The following is a 21,223-nucleotide window of genomic DNA, read 5'->3' as shown; positions in this document are numbered from 1 at the left end:
GACTTCTTCCTTCCTATCGCCGGTTCAGCTTAATACGCGGATCTAGCAATCCATACAATAAATCAATCAACAGATTAAGCAAAACGTAAGTAATTGTAATAAGCAGGATGCTTCCCTGAATAAGCGCGAAATCTCTCCGTTCAATCGAATTAATGATTAATTGCCCGATTCCGGGAATGTTAAAGACGGTTTCAATGACAGATGCTCCTGTAATGAGCGTTCCGAATGTTTCGCCGATTACCGTGAGAATCGGGATGAACGCATTCTTAAGCGCATGCTTATATACAACGATCTTTTCTTTAAGCCCTTTGGCTCGTGCCGTTTTGATGTACTGCTCACTCAGAACCTCTATCAGGGATGAACGGGTCATACGCGCGATTAAAGCGGCTTGCATTGCTCCAAGTGCGATGGCGGGTAGCAGCAAATAACGCAAATGTTCCCATAATCCTTCGCTTATAGGTCTGTATCCAGCGACGGGGAGCCACTGCAGTTCAACGGCAAAAAACAGAATTAAAAATAATCCCAATAAAAAACTTGGCACAGAAATCCCCAGCAAGGAAATGCCCATAACAGCTTGATCTGCAAGAGTCCCTCTCTTCCTAGCCGCCAGAATTCCCATGAACAAAGCGATAACGACCGCAATAATTTGCGCCAAAACAGCGAGAGATAACGTTGGCTGTACCCTGCTAAAGAAAGCCTCCGTTACGCTCATATCCATAAATATGGAATCCCCAAGATCGCCGGTAAGGACGCCTCCGAACCAGGATATAAACTGCTGATACAGTGGAAGGTCCAGTCCAAGCTGTGCCCGAAGCTCAGCTACGCTTTCTGGACTAGCCTCGTCTCCCAAAATAACGCTGGCAGGATCACCCGGCGTCAAATGTATAAGCAGGAATACAACGACAGCCACGACTAGCAGAATAGGTATCAAAGATAAAACCCGCTGCAAAATATATTTGGCCATAAGAGTTAACTCCTTTGAATACCGTATTTATAGTGAACTGCCTACCTTTTTTGATAGACAGATCACATAATCAGGTCTTATTCGTCAAGTGAAACGTTCCATAATATAGGTCCTACGAGATCGTCAAAGCCTTTAACGTTATCCCGAACAGCAATTAAGTTCTGGATGTTGCCGAGCTTGATGATCGGGAGGTACTCCCAGTTCTTCTCGTTCAGCTGTTCAACGAGCGGTTTTGCTTCTTCTATCGATGCGGCAGCCTGAATTTCACCCAGCAAATTGTCAATCTCAGGACTGTCTGTCCAACCTGGATAATTTGCACTTGATTCCAAGAACGGGTATTGGTGAATGGTCGCACGAGTAGCAAAGCTCACCGCGAACAGATCAAAGTTGTTCTCGTCTGTCCGGCGTTCCTGAACTGTAGGCCAATCATAGACGTCCAGCTTCGCATTGACTCCGATAGACTTAAGCACTTCTTGTGCGACAACCGCCAAATTATACTGTTCAGGATAATCACGAGTCGTAAGGATCACTACTTCTTCACCGTCATAATTTGATTCTTCCACTAGTTGTTTCGCTTTCTCGATATCATTCACATTATATTGTTCCGCACCTGCATCACTGTACCAATCCGTCTGGGAGGTTAGCGCAAGCGACGAATCCAGTTCGTAAAAACGACTGTCACTGTATGCAGCCGTAAGAGCCTCGTCATAATTCAAGGCTGTGTTGAATGCTTGTCTTAACTTCTGATCCGAGAATGGACCTGCCTTCTTGTTGAATACATATGTCACTATACCGCCTTCGCTGAAATAATTGCTTACGCCGTCCGTCCCTTCAATTTGATCCGCGTTATCAAAAGGAATGCCGAACGCCACGTCGTATTCACCAGTCATAATCCCAGCAACTCTTGTTGATTCATCCGTTACATAACGGAAGTAAATCTCGTCTAAATATGCGTTTTTCTTGCCGCTGAGCCCATTCGATTCGGTTTCCTCCCCCGCGTAGTCCAAAAATTTATTCAGATGCACATATTGGTCCGTGTTCCACTCCTCCAGTTTGTAAGGTCCCGTTCCAATGAACTCCTTAACTCCCTCTGGACCTGCGGTGTCAATGACCTCTTTGGGCATGATTCCGGGAAACGGAGAGGTGTCAGCAAGGATGTAGGATCCGACAAGAGAAGGTTTCTCCAGTGTTAGCTTCACCGTATAATCATCCACTTCCGAAAATTGTGCTCCTTGCAGATTAGCCTGTCCTTGGGTCGAAGTTGACAGCCACTTTTCCATGGAAGCGACCACATCTTCTGCTTTCATTTCTTTCCCATTATGAAAAGTAACACCTTGGCGCAAATGGAAGGTGTAGGTTTTACCGTCCTCACTAATCTCGTAGGATTCAGCGAGCTGAGGCACGACCTCATAGTTTTTATTCAACGTCAATAGCTGCTCATAAATATTACGAGAAACATCCCTTGTAGCTTGATTGGTCGTCAAATGAGGATCGAGTGTAGCTGGATTGGCGGGATATGCGATGTCGAGTGTACCTCCCGAGACGGGTGTTGTTTCCTCGGTTTCCTGTTCTGAAGATTGGTGACCCGTTGATTCTGGGGTACTACTGCAAGCAGTAAGAATAAGAATGAGAACTGTAATTAACCCACGGGAGGCCCATTGAGAATAATGTTTCATGTACAAATTTCACTCCTTAGTCGTTGAATTGTCCAATATACTATAGTATTCCGCTTGGAATTGTTTATAATATATCATGAGCTTAATAGAACTCATATCTAAGGATCGTAATAGACTCTATTACAAAGTTTAATACTTCACCTATGGGGGAATATCATGGACATCCAGTACTTTATTACTTTCCGTGAAGCCGCACGCTGTCAGAGCTTGACAAAAGCAGCTGAGCAGCTGAATTATGCGCAGCCCACAGTCAGCGTTCAAATTAAGAAACTTGAAAATCATTTCGGAACAAAGCTGTTTGAAAGAAACAGCAACAAATTGAAACTGACCGATCATGGATCCAGGTTGCTTACTTACGCAGATAAGATTGTGGAAGGGTACATGGGGGCCGAAAATTTATTCATTCCTGATTCATCGGTAGATTTGAGGATAGGAACGACGGAAACGCTTGCCGCATTTCTGCTCCCTCCCTACTTTCAAATGTTCCGCAAGAAATATCCCAAGCTGAATGTCACTTTTTTCCCCACGTCCGACGAAGAGAATATTCGCAAGTTAAAAAACAACGAAATCGATATGGCGATCGTTCTGAATACGCCGATATCGGCACCAGATTTAAGATCTCTATCTATTCGTAATGAGGAGCTCGTATTCATTTGCCCTAATAACCACCCGCTGAGCGGAAGGGATGATGTATCCATTCATGAGCTGAATAACAGCCCTTTCATTTTTACGGAAAAAGGATGCACATACAGAGAAGCACTGGAACGATCCATGAACGAACATGGGGTATCCTATGAAACGGTGTCTGAGATGGGAAGTATCGAAGGTATTAAACAATGCGTAATTTTTGGAATGGGTATTGCCATGATTCCCAAAATTGCTGTTGCCGAACAGCTCTCTAAGCAATCTGTATCTGGTTTTTCGATTAAACATGGTGCAATCCAGCCATTCTACTCTCAAATTTTGTTATCTAAAAATAAACATATAACTGCACCTATCAATTACTTAATCTCCTTGCTATCAGCAAATGGAACCTTATAATGAAATACACAAATTACATATAAAAAGAGTACTTACTATACAGTAAGTACTCTTTTTATACATTCAGTTTTTACTATGATTGCTGTCCTGCTCCTTAATGATCACTATTTCTCATTTACTAAATAAAAAGTTCGACTAATTAAACTAATAGCGTGGTGTTCTGAATCACGTCAGTGATGCGTTTTTCTATTGCCTCGTCCAAAGTTATCCCCGAAGCCTTAACATTCTCCTCTACTTGCTCAGGACGACTTGCTCCAATGAGTGCACTCGAGACATTTTGCTCACGCAGAATCCATGCAAGTGATAATTGACTTAAAGTTATTTGAAGTTCATCCGCTATCTCTTTTAGCTGATATACTTTTTCTAGCTTGTCGCTAGTTATCTTGTCTTTGAAATTCTCATGTTTTGCTGCCCTTGAATTTGATGGAACATGTCCTCCGATGGTGTACTTTCCTGTCAAAAGACCTTGCGCTAATGGAGAGAAGACAACCTGACCAAATCCCTTCTGTCTCCCAAGCGGAATGATTTCTTTCTCGATATATCTCTCAAACAGATTGTATATTGGCTGATTTACGATAATCCGATCGAGCAAGTATTTATCTGCGATTGCAAAGGCTTCAGTAATTTGAGCAGCGGACCACTCACTGACTCCTATATATAGCACCTTTCCTTGTCGTACCAGATCATCGAATGCACGGAGCGTTTCTTCCAGAGGTGTTTGATTATCAAACCGATGACTGTACAGAATATCAACATATTCAAGACCCAGTCGTTTAAGACTTGCATTAGCAGATTCAATCACATGTTTACGGGATAAGCCACGGTCGTTGGGTCCATCACCCATCTTACCAAATACTTTTGTAGCCAGTACATATGATTCCCGGGCATAGTCTTTAAGCGTTTCTCCAACGACTTTCTCAGCTTCTCCCTTTGCATATACGTTTGCTGTATCAAAGAAGTTAATGCCTAATTCATACGCTTTTCGAATGGAGTTAACCGCATTTTCACGTTCTACATACCCACCGTATGTGAGCCAGCTCCCTAGGCTGATTTCGCTGACTCTTAACCCGCTTGCTCCTAATTGACGATATTGTATAGACATCTCGTATCCTCCAGTATAAGATTATTAATCTGCATATGTTTCAAGATTTTCATTCTGTTGTTTGATCGCCCATATCGCTCTATTTTTATTCTCAGGTCTTGATAAACCAAGATTTTCACGTAAAGTCTTTCCTTCATATTCAGTACGGAATAAACCACGGTTCTGCAGTTCTGGAATCACTTTATTCACAAACGTTTCCAATCCTCCAAAATAGATATGAGGCAGGATATTAAACCCATCTGCTCCATTCTCCTTGATCCATGTCTCAATGAAATCAGCAGTCTGTAATACGGAGCCTGTAAAGGATACATGGCCATGACCAGCTGCGCTTCTGGCGATGAATTGGCGAATGGTCATTTGGTCTCTGCGCGCAGCGTCAACAACAACCTCTTGCCTGCTTGTAATGCCTGACTTTATTGACCCAAACGGCTTAGCTTTATCAACCGGAACAGGTGCATCGAGCGAATACTCGGAGAGATCAACTTCAAAATAACTGGATAGCCTCTTTAGAGCAGCCTTCGTATTCAGCAAACCGTTAAATTCTTCTTCAATCTCTCTAGCTTCAGCTTCTGTATCTGCAACAATCGGACTAAGCCCAGGCATAATAAGGAGTTCATGGGGACTCCTTCCATACTTACTCAATCGGGATTTGACATCGGTATAGAACTCTTGAGCAGCCCCAAGAGTCTGTTGGGCTGTGAAAATGACTTCTGCGGTCTTTGCAGCCAGTTCTCTTCCTCCCTCCGATGAACCTGCCTGAACCAATACGGGGTAGCCTTGCGGTGGTCTCGGGATATTAAGAGGCCCTTTTACAGCATGATATTGACCTCGAAATTTAATTTCGTGGACTTTGTTTGTATCGATAGACACACCCTTCACCTTGTCATAAATTAAGGCGTCTTCCTCCCAGCTGTCCCATAGCTGCTTTGTGATCTCAACAAATTCATTGCCAATTTCATACCTTTTTTCGACGTCAGGGTGCTCATCTCTACCAAAATTTTCAGCGTCTGCTTGAGAATGTCCGGTTACAATATTCCAAGCGGCTCGACCTTTACTGATGTGATCTAATGAGGCAAACTTACGGGCAACGTGATAAGGATCATTATAAGTCGTGCTTACAGTCGCTATTAGACCTACCCGCTCTGTTAATGCAGCAAGTGCAGATAATAAGGTGAACGGCTCAAGCCTTCTTCCAAGACCAGAGTAATTATCAGCTGTGAATAAAGAGTCAAATAAACCACGTTCTGCTATCCTTGCAATTTCGACGTAGTATTCCAAGCTAAGGTCCTCTTGGGGAGCAGAATCCGGATGCTTCCAAGCGGCTGAATGGTGGCCTGAACCTCGAAGGAATACGTTAAAATGTGCCTTTTTACCGGTTAAACTACTCATTTGCTATAACCTCTTTCCGTTCGTAATCAGACGTTGTTTCTGTAATCAGTGGTAATCGAATTACTAATTATTTGGTCATGTCAAATCAAATCCTCGTCTTTTCAGAAAATCATACATATGCTCACGATGTCGCTCTCCGTTAAATCTTTTAAGCATCTCCTTAGACCATCTGGTGTTCGTCTCACCGCCTTTACCGCCGCCCTTGCGTGTCGCATAGTAACGAGAAGTGATTTCGTCATAATCCTGAATGTATGTCGAAAGTTTATCGCTTTGATACAACTCCTCATAAAAAACAGCATCAAAAGGAAGTCTTGGTCTAATGTCAGGCTCTTGGTTCGGCACACCGATACACATCCCAAATACGGGATAAACCAGGTCTGGAAGTGCCAGTAAATCACTCACTTCCTGCGGTCGATTACGAATACCTCCTATATAAACGATTCCGTAACCTAAGGACTCCGCTGCTACAGCAGCATTTTGTGCAGCTAGAGTAGCGTCTACCGTTGCTAGTATGAACAGTTCCGTGTTCTGTTTAAGCTCTGCAGATTCATGAAGTTGAATAGCTTTACTAATCTTGTTTAGATCAGCCAACCAGATGAGAAACAATGGACTTTCTTCAACTTGTTGTTGATTTTCTGCCAGTTCACCTAATCTGCTTTTTCTTTCTTTGTCCCTAACGATAACGGCACTATAAGCTTGAATATTGGATGAAGTCGATGCTGCTTGGGCAGCTGTCAAAATTTCATGCAAATGACCCTCCTCTAGTGGTACGTCTTTAAATTTCCGAATCGAACGATGGGACTTTAACAACGTTATCGTTTCGTTCATTAAGCATTTCTCCTCCTGTAGATGGATATAAAAAAAACCGAAGACACTCTGACCAAAGTGTCTCCGGTTGTCCGGTAGCCTAATTAACCAATAAATCCTAGTGATTTAATTTGATTTACAAACCAAATCTACCATTTATAAATGTTGTTGTCAACTAAATTATATATAATTTTACTTGTATTCCAATATTATGAATATATAATACAGATATAAAGTAATCTATCAAATGCATAAGGAGAATAACTTATGACAGAGCTAATTATCATTGGTGCAGGACCATACGGTCTTTCCCTTGCTGCCCATGCAGAAGCCGAAGGTCTTTCTTATGTTCTTTTGGGACTGCCAATGCATTTTTGGAAAGAGCAGATGCCGCAATCGATGTTTATCCGCACAAATCCCCAGTTTGTCAGCTTGTCAGATCCTCGAGAGTTATTCACTATTCAGAAATTTTCTGAGGCTACAAACATACCTCTTTCTTCACCGCTTCCTCGCCCTGTATTTGTAGATTACGCATTCTGGTTTGCACAACAAACTGCTATTTCAATTACGTGTGAACTTGCTGCTGATGTCAGCTATAACGGTGAGCAATATAAAGTCACAGGGGAATCAGGTAAAGAATGGTCTTCAGAGCATGTTATTATCGCAACGGGTCTTCAGCACTTCTCGTTTATTCCAGCCCCTCTCTCCTCCCTCCCTGATTCAAGGATCTCACACACATACGGTAAGACAGACTTTTCAGCCTATAAAGGCCACAAAACCGCCGTAATAGGCAGTGGACAAAGTGCCTGGGAAGCTGCAGCGTTATTACATCTTGCCGGAAGTGATGTTGAACTGATTTTCAGATCAAATGCTCCTAACTATTCTGAAGAAGACAACTTAATTTCCGGCCAAAAATTAATTGATTCGGCTAAGCAATTTTATTTATATTCTGATCACCAAAAGCAAGATATATGGAAAAGGCCTCGAAAGAGCAGTGTAGCGTATTTTTTAAAGCCATTTGTCGAAGGGAAGATTACAATGTTCCCAGCATCGCAAATTGTAAGAACCGACATTCTAGATAACCAAGCAGTTCTTAGTTTTTCAAATGGTAATGAGCGAAGCTATGATCAAATTATTGCCGCAACAGGCTACCAAATAAATGTAGAAAAACTTCCTTTTCTATCCCCGAATCTTCTGCATCTTGTCGAAAAAGACCCTTTCACTCATCGTTTTCCTATATTAAATGAGAGGTTCGAATCTAATGTTCCCGGCTTATTCTTTGCTGGTCCATTGGCAAGTCATTCCCACGGACCTGCATTCGGCTTTGTCGCTGGAATCCGAGCTGCATGTACCTCTATAATTTCTTACCTATCAGAGAAAACTAAATATCGAAGTGAAAGACTCTAGTAACCCTACCATTTTTGGCCGCCTCCTGATTTGAGGAAGACGAAAGGAGGCGGCCCATTATATGGTTACAAGTCTCCGAGTGTTGTCCGCAGTGTCTCCACATCTTTGTTAATGGCATCCGTTGCTTTCCGTATAGCTGAATTAACATCAAGTCCTTTCACAGCCATATCCTCTGCAGCCTCTGTTAAGCGCTGAGTGATTTCCAGCTCATATGGATGAATATAATGTTCCTGCAGGGGTTCGCCAATAAACACGTTTTCTACTGTTTTCCCTTGCAAGACAGGAATATCAAGACCATATTCCGACTCTAACTCTTCGTTTATAATGGCAGGGACCCGGCCATTACGGGCAAGGATGCGTTGTCCTTCATCCGACAAAATCTCTGAAATAACTTGAAAAGCCTCATCTTTGTACTCACTTTGGCTGTTAACGGATAGAGAATGAATTTGCGCTTCCCTGGTTTTACCTAATTGATCTTCAAAGTTCGGTGCAGGCGCAATGTCCCAATTGAACTCTACACCTTGCTGTCTAAGCTCCTCCAAGGGACCAACCATGTTAGCCAGCCAAGTCACACGCATCGCAATCACCTGATCCTTCATAAATTGATCGCGGCCCCAATTCCATGTTCCATCAGGAGTTACATATCCTTGTATATCAAATATCCGTTTATTGAGTTCAAATATACGGTGCCATTCCGGAGTATCTAAAGCAGCATTCCCAGTCTCCTTATCCACATACGGCAATCCAAGCCCCTTAGCAAGCCCTGTCAAATTGTCAACGGAAAGTCCGATATAGTTAACTCCGTTTTCTGTACGCGTCAACTTCTCGGCGATTTCCAACACTTCGTCCCATGTCATTTGTTCATTGCTTGGGTACTCGACACCGAACTTATCAAATATATCTTTGTTATAGTAAAGCACATGCTGATTGGCGTTAAATGGAATCGCATAGATCTCCTCACCCTTGCTCATTTCCTTGATATAGTCATACAAAATGGGTTTAATTCGGGAATCGTCAAACTGATGGCGTTCGATCAACTGGCGAAGATCTTCATATGCGCCTGTGCGAATAATTCTTTGATGGGAAGATGACGAGGAGTAGATAATATCAGGAACATGTGTTGAAAGTACCTCTTCCGGCGTCGTAGTCGCGGCCGGTGTTATTCTTTCAATTGTTACATTAGGATACTTCTCTTTGATGGGGTCCGCTATTAGAGTATTAAACTCGACATCAGGGAATGTTCCACTTGTGCTGTAAAAGGATAATGTAATTGGTTCATCACCAAGTTTTTTAAAGTTACCCGTCTGCTCACCGGATTCCCCAGATGGGGAGGTTACCGAACTTCCTTGAGCAGCTCCGCCGGACTCGTTGCCAGTGCATGCAGTAAGGAGTGTTAACACTAGTGCAATCGTCATCCATAATCTGTATTTACTCATTGTAATATTCTCTCCTTAGATATTCTGCGTATTAGTAATACTTGAAATTTGCCGATAACTTAAGCTGTTTTGCGGACGCCGAAGCCCAAAGCGGTCTCTTAAGGTGTTTCCTTCATACGAATTCCTAAATAAGCCCCTGTTCTGCAATTCAGGAATAACTTGATCTACAAATACTTCCAACCCATCTGGGTAAATTTGGGGCATAACATTAAACCCGTCAGCGGCTCCATTTAAAAACCAAGTTTCAATCACATCAGCAAGCTGTAATGGAGTGCCTGTAAATGTATAATGCCCTCTGGCCCCTCCAAGACGGCTGATCAGTTGCTTTAATGTCAACCGTTCTTCGTTGATTAAATCCAGTATCAATTGATGGCGGCTTTTATTACCATTCACTTCTTTAGTTTCTCGCAGGCGATGTATAGGAAGAGGAGAATCCAGCGGATGATCTGTTAAATCGATGCCCAGCCTTTCAGAAAGTCTAGCCACAGCCCCTTCCTTGTCAATAAAATTAAATAGGGCTTCCTCTATATCTCTCGCCTCGGACTCGGTTTCCGCTATAATTGGGCTAATGCCCGGAAGAATTTTGAGCTCATCTGGTGATCTTCCATACTTAAAGAGCCTAGATTTGACGTCGGCATAGAATTGCTGAGCACTGCCGATACTTTGATGTGCAGTAAATATGACTTCTGCTATTTTGGCTGCAAATTCTTTACCCGCTTCTGAGGATCCTGCCTGTACAAGCACAGGATATCCTTGCGGAGGACGCGCGATGTTTAAAGGTCCCTGAACGGAATAATACTTTCCCTGATGATCGATCGTGTGCACTTTATTCTTGTCTATAAGCTGCCCAGCCACTTTATCATTCCTTACTGCATCATCCTCCCAGCTGTCCCAGAGCTTCTTCACTACGTCTACAAATTCATCCGCCTCTTCGTACCTAAGTGAGTGCTCCGGATGCTCTTCCCTTCCGAAATTATGAGCTGCTGAGCCGGCACCGGTGACAATATTCCAACCGGCTCTACCTTTACTAATATGGTCCAATGAGGCAAATTTCCTCGCGACATGAAAAGGATCATTATATGTCGTTCCAACCGTTGCAATCAAACCAATATGCTTGGTTCGGCTAGCCAGCGCAGCGAGCTCCGTAAAGGGCTCTAATTTGTTTGATCGTCCGACATAACCATCTGCAAGAAAGACTGAATCCATCAAACCTTTCTCGGCTGTTTGTACTATTTTGAGTATGTGATTAAAGTCCAGGTTAAGCTCCGGTTCTGCCTGCGGAAGACGCCAGGAAGCTTCGTGGTGCCCCGTTCCGTACAAGAAAGCATTTAAATGCAATTGGCGTGCACTTGTGTTCATTGCTATTCCTCCTTCTTTTTTCTATTGTCCAATCGTTGTCTTTAGTGTTTCAACATCCCTATTGATCGCTTCCGTCGCTTTTCGGATCGCAGAGTTCACATCTAATCCATTAATAGCCATATCCTCCGCTGCCTCTGTAAGACGGACGCTGATTTCGGGCTCGAATGGGTGCTGATAGTGTTCTTGAATCGGCTCACCTATGAAAACATTTTGAACAGATTTTCCTTGCAATACGGGGATGTCCGCTCCGAACTCTGTTTCCAGCTCTGGGTTAATAATGGACGGCACACGCCCATTTCTCGCAATAATCCGCTGCCCTTCATCAGAGAGCAATTCAGCAAGAACTTGAAAAGCTTCATCCTTATGTTCGCTTTGGCTATTGATAGACACAGAATGAATCTGTGCTTCTCTTGTTTTTCCTAATTGATCGCTGAAATTCGGAACAGGAGCAATATCCCAGTTGAACTCGACTCCTTGCTGTCTTAATTCTTCAAGGGGTCCAACCATATTAGCAAGCCATGCTGCCCGCATTGCAATGTTCTGATCCTTCATAAAGTGATCGCGATTCCAGTTCCATGTACCATCCTGTGCGATATATCCTGGTATTTCATAGATTTCCTTCAGTTTTTCAAATACTCTGACCCAGTCCGCCGTATCTATAGCTGCCTGCCCTGTTTCCCGATCCAGATAAGGAAGACCAAGAGATTTCGCAAGTCCAGTCAAGTTGTCTACGACAAGGCCTACATAGTTAGTGCCGTTCTCGGTACGCGTTAGCTGCTTTGCTAAATCAAGCGCCTCATCCCAAGTCATTTGCTCATCCGTTGGATAGGCCACTCCAAACTTGTCGAAGATATCCTTGTTGTAATAGAGAATATGCTGGTTTACGTTAAAAGGCAGAGCGTAAATCTGATCTCCCTTGCCTTTGGTTATTTCCTTAATATAATTGTAAGCAATCGGTTTAAGACGACTCTCATCAAATTGATGCTTTTTTATCAATCCGGTCAAATCTTCGAAAACCCCTGTCCGAACAAGCCGCTGCGATACACTTGAAAATATAATATCGGGCACATGAGTAGAGAGGACTTCTTCAGGGGTTGTGTCAGCAGCAGGAGTTATGCGTTCGATGTTGACATTCGGATATTTAGCATGGATGGGTCCGGCAATCATTGTTTCGAATTCGACATCCGTAAATGTTACTCCGCTAACGTAAAAAGAAAGAGTAAGCGGTTCGTCCCCGAGCTTCTTAAACTCACCTAGTTGGCTGGATGATGCATTTGCCCCTGGGTTTAACGATTCTTCTTGACCAGATTGCTGGCCTCCACTGCACCCTGTTAACAACACTAGGACAACAATGATTCCAATGAAATACATATTTCTCACTTATGCTTTCACCTCCGTAATAACTAACGATTCTGTATATACCGGACATTTTCAATTCGTTTTAAACCAAGACTTTCCCTCAATGTCTTCCCTTCGTATTCGGTGCGAAATATACCTCGGTTCTGGAGTTCGGGAATTACTTTATCAACAAAAACCTCTAATCCTGTCGGAACAAGCTGCGGTAAAATGTTAAATCCATCTGCTGCGTGATTAGTAAACCAGTTCTCAATAAAATCAGCCGTCTGAATTACCGATCCTGTAAACGTGATATGACCATGCCCTCCATTGCTTCGATATAAGAGCTCTCGTATTGTAAAATTCTCACGACGAGCTGCATCCAGCACCACTTCCTGGCGACTGCGAATTCCATTAAATTCTTCAGAAGGTTTAGCTTTATCAAGCGGTACCCTATCATCTAAATCATAATTGTTCAGGTTAACTGTAAATCGCTCGGACAGTGCATTCAGTGCCTGTTCAGTATCAACTAGAGAATGCAGCTCCGTTTCCAGCTCACGAGCTTCAGCTTCAGTATCTGCCACGATGGGTGCAAGGCCGGGTAAAATGATGAGTTCATCATTTGTTCTGCCGTACTTAGCTAATCGAGATTTAACATCAAAATAGAAATTCTTTCCTGCATCGAATGTCTGTTGTGCTGTAAAGATGACTTCCGCTGTCTTTGCTGCTAGCTCTTTACCACGCTCAGAGGAGCCTGCCTGAACAAGAACAGGGTATCCTTGTGGGGGACGAGGTATATTAAGCGGTCCCTGAACAGCATAGGTATGTCCCTTGAAATGGATTTCGTGCACCTTATTCGAATCAATTAGCCTGCCTCCTGCTTTATCAAAGATCAGAGCATCATCTTCCCAGCTGTCCCAGAGCTGCTTGACCACCTCGACGAACTCTTCGCCGGTATGATAGCGGATGGAATGCTCCGGATGCGCATCTCTTCCGAAATTATGAGCTGCAGAGCCTGCTCCTGTAACTATATTCCAGCCAGCTCTTCCTCCGCTGATATGGTCCAGTGAAGCAAACCGTCTGGCTACATGAAAAGGGTCATTGTATACCGTTCCAACGGTTGCAATAAGACCAATATGTTCTGTTACAGAGGCTATTGCGGCCAACTGAGTGAACGGTTCAAGTTTGCTGCCATTCCCTGCATACCCATCTGCTAAAAACACCGAATCTAGCTTTCCTCTCTCTGCTGTTTGGGCAAGATATGCAAGATAATGAATATCAAGTTCCAGGTCAGGACGCGAATCAGGATGTCGCCAAGCTCCTGCGTGATGGCCTGTTGCCCTTAGAAATACATTTAGATGTACCTTTCGCTCATTCTTTTTCGTCATTAGACACACCTCTTTCTTGTTTTTTAGCCACAAACACAAATAACCGGAGTTGCCTAGTAGGGCAATCTCCGGTCGTCCGGTCGATTAATTTTATTATTCTGATGTGAATACAATGATTTGTATGAATTTATCACTGTTATCTATTTCTGTCAATTGGATCATCAGTATTTACTGAACTCCTGCACATACGAGCTCATACGTATCTCTTGTTGCTCAGCTATTCAACGAGCCCAGTTCTTTCTACTCCTTCAATAAACCAACGCTGGGCAAACAAATAAAGAACAAGAAGCGGCATAATAATGAGGAAAGAAGCTGCCATTTTAATGGCTTCTGCATAGACTGTAATTTCCCCAGCACCTGCTGCTAGTTCCATCTCACCAGCCATTCTGGCAAGTGTAATCGAGAGCGGGACGTTCTCCGCAGTAAACATATAAAGTGACGGAAAATAAAAATCATTCCAGTTCCATACAAAGGAGAACAGAATAACCACGATCGTTGCAGAACGGGAGATCGGAAACATCACACGGAAAAACATCCGGAAAGGACCTGCACCGTCTATGCGCGCAGCTTCATCAAGCTCCTTCGGCAGCGTGGAATAAAAGGATCGATAAATGATTACAAACAGCGCTCCCTTCAAGCCGTGACCAAACAGAGCTGGTATAACCATGGGCAAGAAGGTGTTCATCCATCCAAACTCCTTAAAGAGCATAATGGAGGGAAGTATGGTGACTTGAGGAGGCATAATGAAAGTAAACAATAATAGTGTTCCCCATAATTTTTTAAAAGGAAAATCAAGCCTCGCAAAAGCATATCCTGCCATTGCGCAGGAAAATACCTGAAGGATTGCTACTGCCGAGGCTAAGGAAAGGCTGATGAGAAAGCTTTTCCCATAATTCAGCATTTCGCTGGCTTCCTGCAAATGCCCGAGAAAAATAGAGCGCGGCACCCAAATAACAGAGGGATCTAAAATGTTTTTAGCGTCTTTTACCATTGTTGTTAGCATATATAGAATGGGTTTGATATAAATAAAGGCGATATTTATTAATATAATGTAGATAATGGCTTTAAAGAGAAGTCCTTTATCCATTTCGGTACCAAGTATCCGGTATTTCCAATGTTGCTTACGGATATGCCAACTGTTCTCCGATAATTTGTTCAGTGTAATTCCGCCCGGTTTTCTTTCAATCTTCACTTTTGCAGCACCTCCCTTGTGTTATCTTTTGCCCGCGAATGCTTTATCAACACGACTAAATGTAAGTAGTGTCAATAGAACAAAGAATAAGATGATCGAGAAATAGATCCATGCGAGAGCGCTAGAGCTCCCATAATTCGTTGTGTTGACCATGCTGATTATTGGGTTAGAAGGAAAAGTAAACAAATCAACAACTGTATACATCAAATTGAGGAAAATATACGGGACTAGTCCGGGAAGAGTAATCTTCCAGAAGGTGTTCCAAGGACTTGAACCGTCAATACGAGAAGCTTCATAGACAGAAGCAGGGAGGGTTTGACGTCCTGCCAGAAAAATCAGGATTTGAACACCCGAATACCATAATACAAGTACAAAGGAAGAGAGAACATTCTCAATGGGTTCTGCCCACGCTGCCGGAACGTATTCCCTTAAGTAGTAATCAATACGCAGCGTCTCCATCATACTGAGTGAACCCTCTCCTTGAGCTATGAATTCCTGAACGATTTGACCTGAGGAGAAAATGACGGGCAAAAAGAATATAACCCTGAATAAGGTTCTGCCTGGAAATTTGGCATTCAGTAGAATGGCAACAATTAACGAGAATACCAATATAATTGGAATCATCATCGCTGCTTCCTTTAGAAAAGGAAGCAGTTGTTCATAAAGCAGGCTCCCATTCGCAACCAAAATCTCTCTATAATGCTGAAAACCGATGAACGAATATTCTACCTTGTTTACTCCGATTTTCACTTGATGAAAACTCATGTAGAGTGAATAGCCCAGCGGAAATGCAACAAAGGTCAAGAAACCTACCACCCAGGGTGCTATAAATAAAGTCCCCTCTATTTTTCTCAATAGGTGTGCATTCAGTCTATGCCCACGTTTCATATGGAATCCCCGCTTTTCTCAACAATAAAATCCTGAGCAGGAATATACACATCCTGGCTGTCATAGGGCTTATCGTTATAGTTTACGAGAATTCGGTAACCACCCTCATATACGGTTTCTTTCACTCCCGAAGCCAAAGTACGGTGTCCGGTAATAAAGCGATTCTGAACTTCCTTTAGTGCCTCATTCAATTTTTGATATTCTGAGTTAATATGCTCCGTCCAGTTGTCATATTTCAAACTATACTGCCAAAGCGAATACGACTGCCGCGTATTTTCAGCATTAGTTCCGCTTAGAATGTAGGATGGATATGCGCCGTACTCCATATTTTGAAGAAATCCACTTTGCCATTCATCTCTTGTGTTGGACCACTCTAAAGTGTACGAACGAAGACCGTGAAGTACGATTTGAGCAAAAGGAATGGATTCACTTACGAATACGTCATAGGAATAATCGCTTGATAGCAGATGAACATGATCGGATTGATCTAATAGATAGAAGTTTGAGTTACTTCCAATAACAGACCCCAACGTTTCCTTAGTTTGCTTAAAAATATTTTTCTGGATTTCTACCACCTCTGATCTGTCCGCCATGTACCTAGTATTAAAATCTGTATTAACCTGTTCACCGATCCCGTTCTCAAAATAGATACCGTCTGCACCAAGCTCTTTAAAATCAGCGAGATCAGAATATACTTCTTTTTCGTAATACTCCGGGCTTACGAACCTGATTTTTTGCTCTTCTCCTCTCTCCTGCTCTTCGAGTACCGTACCGGCAAGATTCCGAAGTCCGTCCCTTCTCCACCAAAATCCCCCATTTCCATCGGTATTCCTTGTATAGTTAGCTGTCAAATATACAGGGATGTTTAACGAATGAGCAAACTCTATAAAACTTCTCATTCCACTGTTTCCTCCGATGCGCCTATCCACTGGAAAATAATCACCGTGTGAACTATACCCTTCCTGCTGCCATCCGGAGTATTGAACCTGCATGTTTGAAATTCCGAGGGCATGGATATCGTTAACTAGCTTTGTCGCTTCGTCCGTAGTCGTGACCTTCAGATAAGAATCAAATAAAAGTCCCTTCTCCGCATCTGCTCCAACTATGTCGAGAAATAGCGGGATATCTTGTCCTGCTGCCGTCTGTAATGGTTCAATCCCCTTCTCCGACATCAAATAGTCTCGGTACTTTTCAGCCATACCGGCATAATTACTCTTATCACCCGTAAGTGGGTAATATCTTGCTGATCTGCTTGCTGCTTCAAACGCTTCTCCACTGTAAGTATAGAACCCCTCTCCTGTACTTCTGCTAACGCTTTGAAAGAATCGTTTTCGGTACTGCCATTCTGTTGTAACCCAGTTCGAGCTGCCAACTGACCCTCCGGGAGCAGCGTATATGTTGGCATAATACTCCCCTTCACTGACAATAGCGAGAAATGCCTGTTCACCTGATTTCATTCCAAATACCGGCATAGCAATACGCTGTCGATTTGTATTTTCGCTATAGTAGGATTGATCTGGACCATACACGCTTTCATTATAAGTAAGCTGCGGCATAATTCTATTTTGATCAAAGTGAATTAGCGAACCAGAACCGTCTGGAAGCATAATATACCCTTCTTGTCCTTGTGAGGGTTCTGCTCCAAATAACGGGTATAATTTAACATTCAATAAACTAAGCTCCCCTTCAATAATGCCATCATCCATTAGTTTGGTTTCCACATAGTCTTCATGAAGCGTTACTTCAATTGGAATCTTAAATTGTGCTTTGGGAAACGCAAAGGTGACTTTAAAGCCATCACCCTTTAATTGAAACTCCTCCAAATAGCCTCCATTTTCAACAAGTCCCGCCGTAACCGAAGCAGATTTATAATTGCTGGCATTGACATATTCAATCAGAATAGGCGAAAGCAGATGATTTTTCCAAGTTCCCGTTGCGGTTTCCTTCTGCCAGTGCTCCGGATTTGGATAGGAGCGCCAGATGTCGCCCGTCAGTTTATCGATGATTTGAAAATGGCCTGTTGAGCGATCTGCTGTTAGTTTCAATTGATTGTTTTCGGCCATCGTCTGAAATGCCTCTTCCGATGGAAGCACCGCTTTATAAAGCGGACCACTATATCCACTGAACTGTTCAGTAGCTGACACTTCGACAGCTTGATCATTTCCGTCAAAGCCCCATATTTGCCAGAGAATCCATCCGATCATGATGAGGAGCAGCGATATAATTGATGCTTTAGCAATAGTGGGATAGGAAACGACACGCCTTTTCATCGGATAATCACCTCTTGATACAAGGAATTTATAAAGTTTACGAGCTCGATACTGAGACTAAGAAACAAAAAGATAAGAATGACGATAATGAGCAGCGTCAAAACAGACAGTAAAATAACGAACAAGGCTTCAACAAAGGTATAATTATGTACCCCTTGCACCATCCAAACGGTTAATAATACAATCCATATGATTATCGTAAACTTCAAAAATTGATAAATGGATAATTCATTTAAAGTAAGTACATTGGAAAGTAAAGTTAAGGGTATACCGATTAGAATAATCGGAAATAGGACGTAAGTGCTGCTATTAAATACGTCTCTGAATCTCCCTTCTCCTCTTAACAATGAGCTGACTAAATAATTCGAAACAACCCATCCCAGCCATAAGCCTACAAACTGAATCAACGGAGGTATTAAATCAATCCCTGCTTGAATTTCTGGATTGAAGACAAAGCTGGTACCTGCGCTCATGTAACCTAAGGAAGCAACTGAGAGGACAAGCAAGATTAGACTGCCTGCGAAACTTGCCTTGCTTTCATATCGAATGGCATAGAAACCATCTACCGGGTGTTTCATTACATAAAATACATGTCTTAATTGGTTAAGCAGCGGAAAGCGAATTTTAAATCGAAAGCCAAATCCACTTTTGGGCCGAAGTTTGCCACGTAGTCTTGCCCATGCCAGATATAGAATACCCGCTGCCAATGCCAGATTCATCAACAGGCCAAAATGCTTCTGGAACCATACCAAGCGATTCTCCCAGAAGGATTCCGAATAACCTCCGACAACTCCTGCGGCATAAAAAAGTTCCTCTGCTCTCTTGTATTCCTCTTTCTTGTATGCTGCTTTCGCCAATCCGATTAGTGCAGGGGTGTACTGCTCATTTAAACGGTGTACCTCCTCCCATAAGGGTTCGCTTTCCTCATATTTTCCTTCCTGAGTCAGCGCATTTGCTTCATGAACCAAATGGCCAAACTCAGATAATCGTAGCTTTTGGATCAAGTTATTTGTACTGTCCAGAACAAGCAGCTCTCCGTTCGAATTCGTAGCAATGGCCGATGGGGATTTGACAACACCTATTTTTGAGGTTGCCGTAATTACATCTCCTCCCCAAAAGAACAACAAATTTCCGTTGGAGTCATATTGGCTGATCATATTCCAAAGCCCATCAATAACTGTCATGTTTCCTGATGCATCAACTGTAATATCATTTAATTGGGGCAGAGCATCTCTTTGCGTATGCTGATGAAACTCCCCGTAACTACGCTCACTTTGGAGGTGGGAAAAATCCCCCTTTCCTGCTAGCTGATCCAGACCCGCAATATTCAACTTTTTTATTTGATCGGTTTCTATCTCTTTCGTTACTGTGTATATGAATCCATTGTTATCAATTGTCGCATTTGCAATAGCACCGGGCAGTTTTTTCAATTCTCTTTGATACATTTCGCGGGTATATACAAATCGCTTAAAAGCATCAAATAGCGAAAACTCTGCTTTGTTGGGTCCAAAAAATCCAATAAAGTTTCCATCCGGATCTAATTCCAGCAATCCTTGATAAGCGCCAAGCGATGTAATATACAAAAATCCACGCTTATCTACAATCAAATTGACTGGATCGTATTTATAGTCTTCCGGCAAATATTCCGTTTCAGGGCGAGGAAATTCTTTAACCAGCTTTCCTCTCGCATCAAGCTTAATAACTCGATTATTCCCTGTGTCCGCAACATAGATAAAGCCTGCTTCATCAACGTATAAACCGCTCGGTTTATTTAGAGGACTCTCAGCAACAACCAACTCTCGAATAAAAACACCTTGATCATCAAGCTCTACAATCCGATTGTTTCCTGTATCGGCAATATACATATGATCCTTCTTATCAACAAAAAGATCTTTCGGCTGATGAAGCTGCCTTATTTCAGTCTCCTGGTTATCAATGTCTTTCTCCGCCGTAACTTCCATATCGTACCCTATAATTTCTGAAGGCAAATAGGCTGCCTGAGTTTGTATTAATTGACCAAAACCATCTTTGTAATATGTGTCATACGGCAACTGGGAAGCATCTATGTTAGTTGCTGGCAGCACACCTGACATCAGCGCCATGATGACAAGTAACAACGGAAAAGTTCGCCGGAACCTGCTTTTCATTCTGTTTCCTCCATCTATTTGATACCCGAATGTGCCATTGTAGAGATGACCTTACTTTGAAGAATAACAAAGAAGATTAGATTAGGTACGAGCAGGATCAATGCAGCCACAGCTGCAGCTCCCTGACGTGCAACATTATTTGCCAGGTTGCTTGTTAATGTAGAAAGAAAAAAAGGAAATGTCTTCATCTCATCGTCCTGCATAAATAAAGCTGACGTTTCCACATTACTCCATGAGTTTTGGAAGGATAGAATGGCAACGGTAGCAAGCGCAGGCATACACATGGGTATAATAATTTTTACAAGCACAATGAATTCATTAGCACCGTCTATACGCGACGCCTCCAGGAGTGTATCCGGAATTTGATCTATAAATTGCTTAAGTAAAAATACACCGACTGGCAGTGCAAGCATGGGCAGTAAGTGCCCCCAATACGAATTCAAAATACCAAGATTGCTTACAACCAAATATCGGGGAATTTGAATAACTTCAGGGGTAAACATCAACATGAGAATAATGAGAGAAAATATCCACTTTTTACCGGGAAATGCATGCTTCGACAAGGGATAAGCACACAAAACACTGACTATGGTAATACCCATTACGCTAATCAACGACACAAACAAGCTGTTAAACAAGTATCGCGAAATAGGAACGATGGAGTTAGACGTAACCCAGATAAGTTCCACAAAGTTTTGAATATTAGGCTCTTTAACGAAAAAGGTTGGCGGATAAACGAACAGCTCATGATAGGGCTTAAATGCATGATTAAAAATATATATAATAGGCAGCAGCATTAAGACTGACAGAATCAACATGAAC

At 42.6% G+C, this 21,223-nt stretch carries 16 protein-coding genes; 2 read left to right on the top strand and 14 right to left on the bottom strand.

Annotation, left to right across the window (positions count from 1 at the left end; genetic code table 11):
- Positions 1–13 precede the first annotated feature (13 nt).
- Positions 14–964, bottom strand: coding sequence for an ABC transporter permease (locus BK126_RS16300; protein WP_076313625.1), 951 nt, complete (start codon positions 962–964; stop codon positions 14–16).
- Between the two features lie 77 nt (positions 965–1,041).
- A complete protein-coding gene (locus BK126_RS16295) occupies positions 1,042–2,640 on the bottom strand; it encodes an ABC transporter substrate-binding protein (RefSeq protein ID WP_076313624.1) in 1,599 nt (532 codons plus the stop codon).
- A gap of 156 nt (positions 2,641–2,796) precedes the next feature.
- Between BK126_RS16295 and BK126_RS16290 the strand changes: the two genes are divergently transcribed.
- A complete protein-coding gene (locus BK126_RS16290) occupies positions 2,797–3,681 on the top strand; it encodes a LysR family transcriptional regulator (protein WP_076313623.1) in 885 nt (294 codons plus the stop codon).
- A gap of 139 nt (positions 3,682–3,820) precedes the next feature.
- Here the strand turns inward: BK126_RS16290 and BK126_RS16285 are convergent, their stop codons facing one another.
- The 3 genes from BK126_RS16285 to nfsA form a co-directional block, all read right to left on the bottom strand.
- A complete protein-coding gene (locus tag BK126_RS16285) occupies positions 3,821–4,783 on the bottom strand; it encodes an aldo/keto reductase family protein (protein WP_179085556.1) in 963 nt (320 codons plus the stop codon).
- A gap of 24 nt (positions 4,784–4,807) precedes the next feature.
- Complete coding sequence (locus tag BK126_RS16280; protein ID WP_076313622.1) at positions 4,808–6,172, bottom strand: LLM class flavin-dependent oxidoreductase; 1,365 nt, start codon at positions 6,170–6,172, stop codon at positions 4,808–4,810.
- A gap of 75 nt (positions 6,173–6,247) precedes the next feature.
- Positions 6,248–7,000, bottom strand: coding sequence for an oxygen-insensitive NADPH nitroreductase (nfsA, locus tag BK126_RS16275; protein WP_076313621.1), 753 nt, complete (start codon positions 6,998–7,000; stop codon positions 6,248–6,250).
- Between the two features lie 246 nt (positions 7,001–7,246).
- Here nfsA and BK126_RS16270 point away from each other — a divergent pair, with 246 nt between their 5' ends.
- Positions 7,247–8,386 carry an NAD(P)-binding domain-containing protein gene (locus tag BK126_RS16270; RefSeq protein ID WP_076313620.1) on the top strand — a complete coding sequence of 380 codons (1,140 nt, stop codon included), beginning with the start codon at positions 7,247–7,249 and terminating at the stop codon, positions 8,384–8,386.
- 65 nt (positions 8,387–8,451) lie between these two features.
- On the opposite strand, the gene BK126_RS16265 is transcribed toward BK126_RS16270, so the two are convergent.
- The 9 genes from BK126_RS16265 to BK126_RS16225 form a co-directional block, all read right to left on the bottom strand.
- Positions 8,452–9,822, bottom strand: a complete 1,371-nt coding sequence (locus tag BK126_RS16265; protein WP_076313619.1) for an ABC transporter substrate-binding protein — start codon at positions 9,820–9,822, stop codon at positions 8,452–8,454.
- Between the two features lie 15 nt (positions 9,823–9,837).
- Complete coding sequence (locus tag BK126_RS16260; protein WP_076313618.1) at positions 9,838–11,181, bottom strand: LLM class flavin-dependent oxidoreductase; 1,344 nt, start codon at positions 11,179–11,181, stop codon at positions 9,838–9,840.
- Between the two features lie 21 nt (positions 11,182–11,202).
- Entirely contained in the window at positions 11,203–12,552 is a 1,350-nt protein-coding gene (locus BK126_RS16255; protein ID WP_076314078.1) for an ABC transporter substrate-binding protein, read from the bottom strand.
- 32 nt (positions 12,553–12,584) lie between these two features.
- Complete coding sequence (locus tag BK126_RS16250; protein WP_076313617.1) at positions 12,585–13,904, bottom strand: LLM class flavin-dependent oxidoreductase; 1,320 nt, start codon at positions 13,902–13,904, stop codon at positions 12,585–12,587.
- Between the two features lie 217 nt (positions 13,905–14,121).
- Positions 14,122–15,096, bottom strand: coding sequence for a carbohydrate ABC transporter permease (locus BK126_RS16245; RefSeq protein WP_256702882.1), 975 nt, complete (start codon positions 15,094–15,096; stop codon positions 14,122–14,124).
- Positions 15,097–15,117: 21 nt separating this feature from the next.
- The gene (locus BK126_RS16240; protein WP_076313616.1) at positions 15,118–15,984 is read right to left on the bottom strand and encodes a carbohydrate ABC transporter permease; all 867 of its coding nucleotides are present in this window, start codon (positions 15,982–15,984) and stop codon (positions 15,118–15,120) included.
- The gene (locus tag BK126_RS16235; RefSeq protein ID WP_076313615.1) at positions 15,981–18,254 is read right to left on the bottom strand and encodes a DUF5696 domain-containing protein; all 2,274 of its coding nucleotides are present in this window, start codon (positions 18,252–18,254) and stop codon (positions 15,981–15,983) included. The genes BK126_RS16240 and BK126_RS16235 overlap by 4 nt, the downstream gene beginning before the upstream one ends.
- The gene (locus BK126_RS16230; RefSeq protein WP_076313614.1) at positions 18,251–20,401 is read right to left on the bottom strand and encodes a YIP1 family protein; all 2,151 of its coding nucleotides are present in this window, start codon (positions 20,399–20,401) and stop codon (positions 18,251–18,253) included. The genes BK126_RS16235 and BK126_RS16230 overlap by 4 nt, the downstream gene beginning before the upstream one ends.
- A gap of 14 nt (positions 20,402–20,415) precedes the next feature.
- Positions 20,416–21,219 carry a carbohydrate ABC transporter permease gene (locus BK126_RS16225; protein ID WP_083655967.1) on the bottom strand — a complete coding sequence of 268 codons (804 nt, stop codon included), beginning with the start codon at positions 21,217–21,219 and terminating at the stop codon, positions 20,416–20,418.
- Between the last annotated feature and the right edge of the window lie 4 nt (positions 21,220–21,223).

It is taken from the genome of Paenibacillus sp. FSL H7-0326 (genome assembly GCF_001955535.1).
GTDB lineage: Bacteria > Bacillota > Bacilli > Paenibacillales > Paenibacillaceae > Paenibacillus > Paenibacillus shunpengii.
Note: the sequence above shows the minus strand (reverse complement) of the source record. Positions and strands in the feature narration are given on the sequence as shown.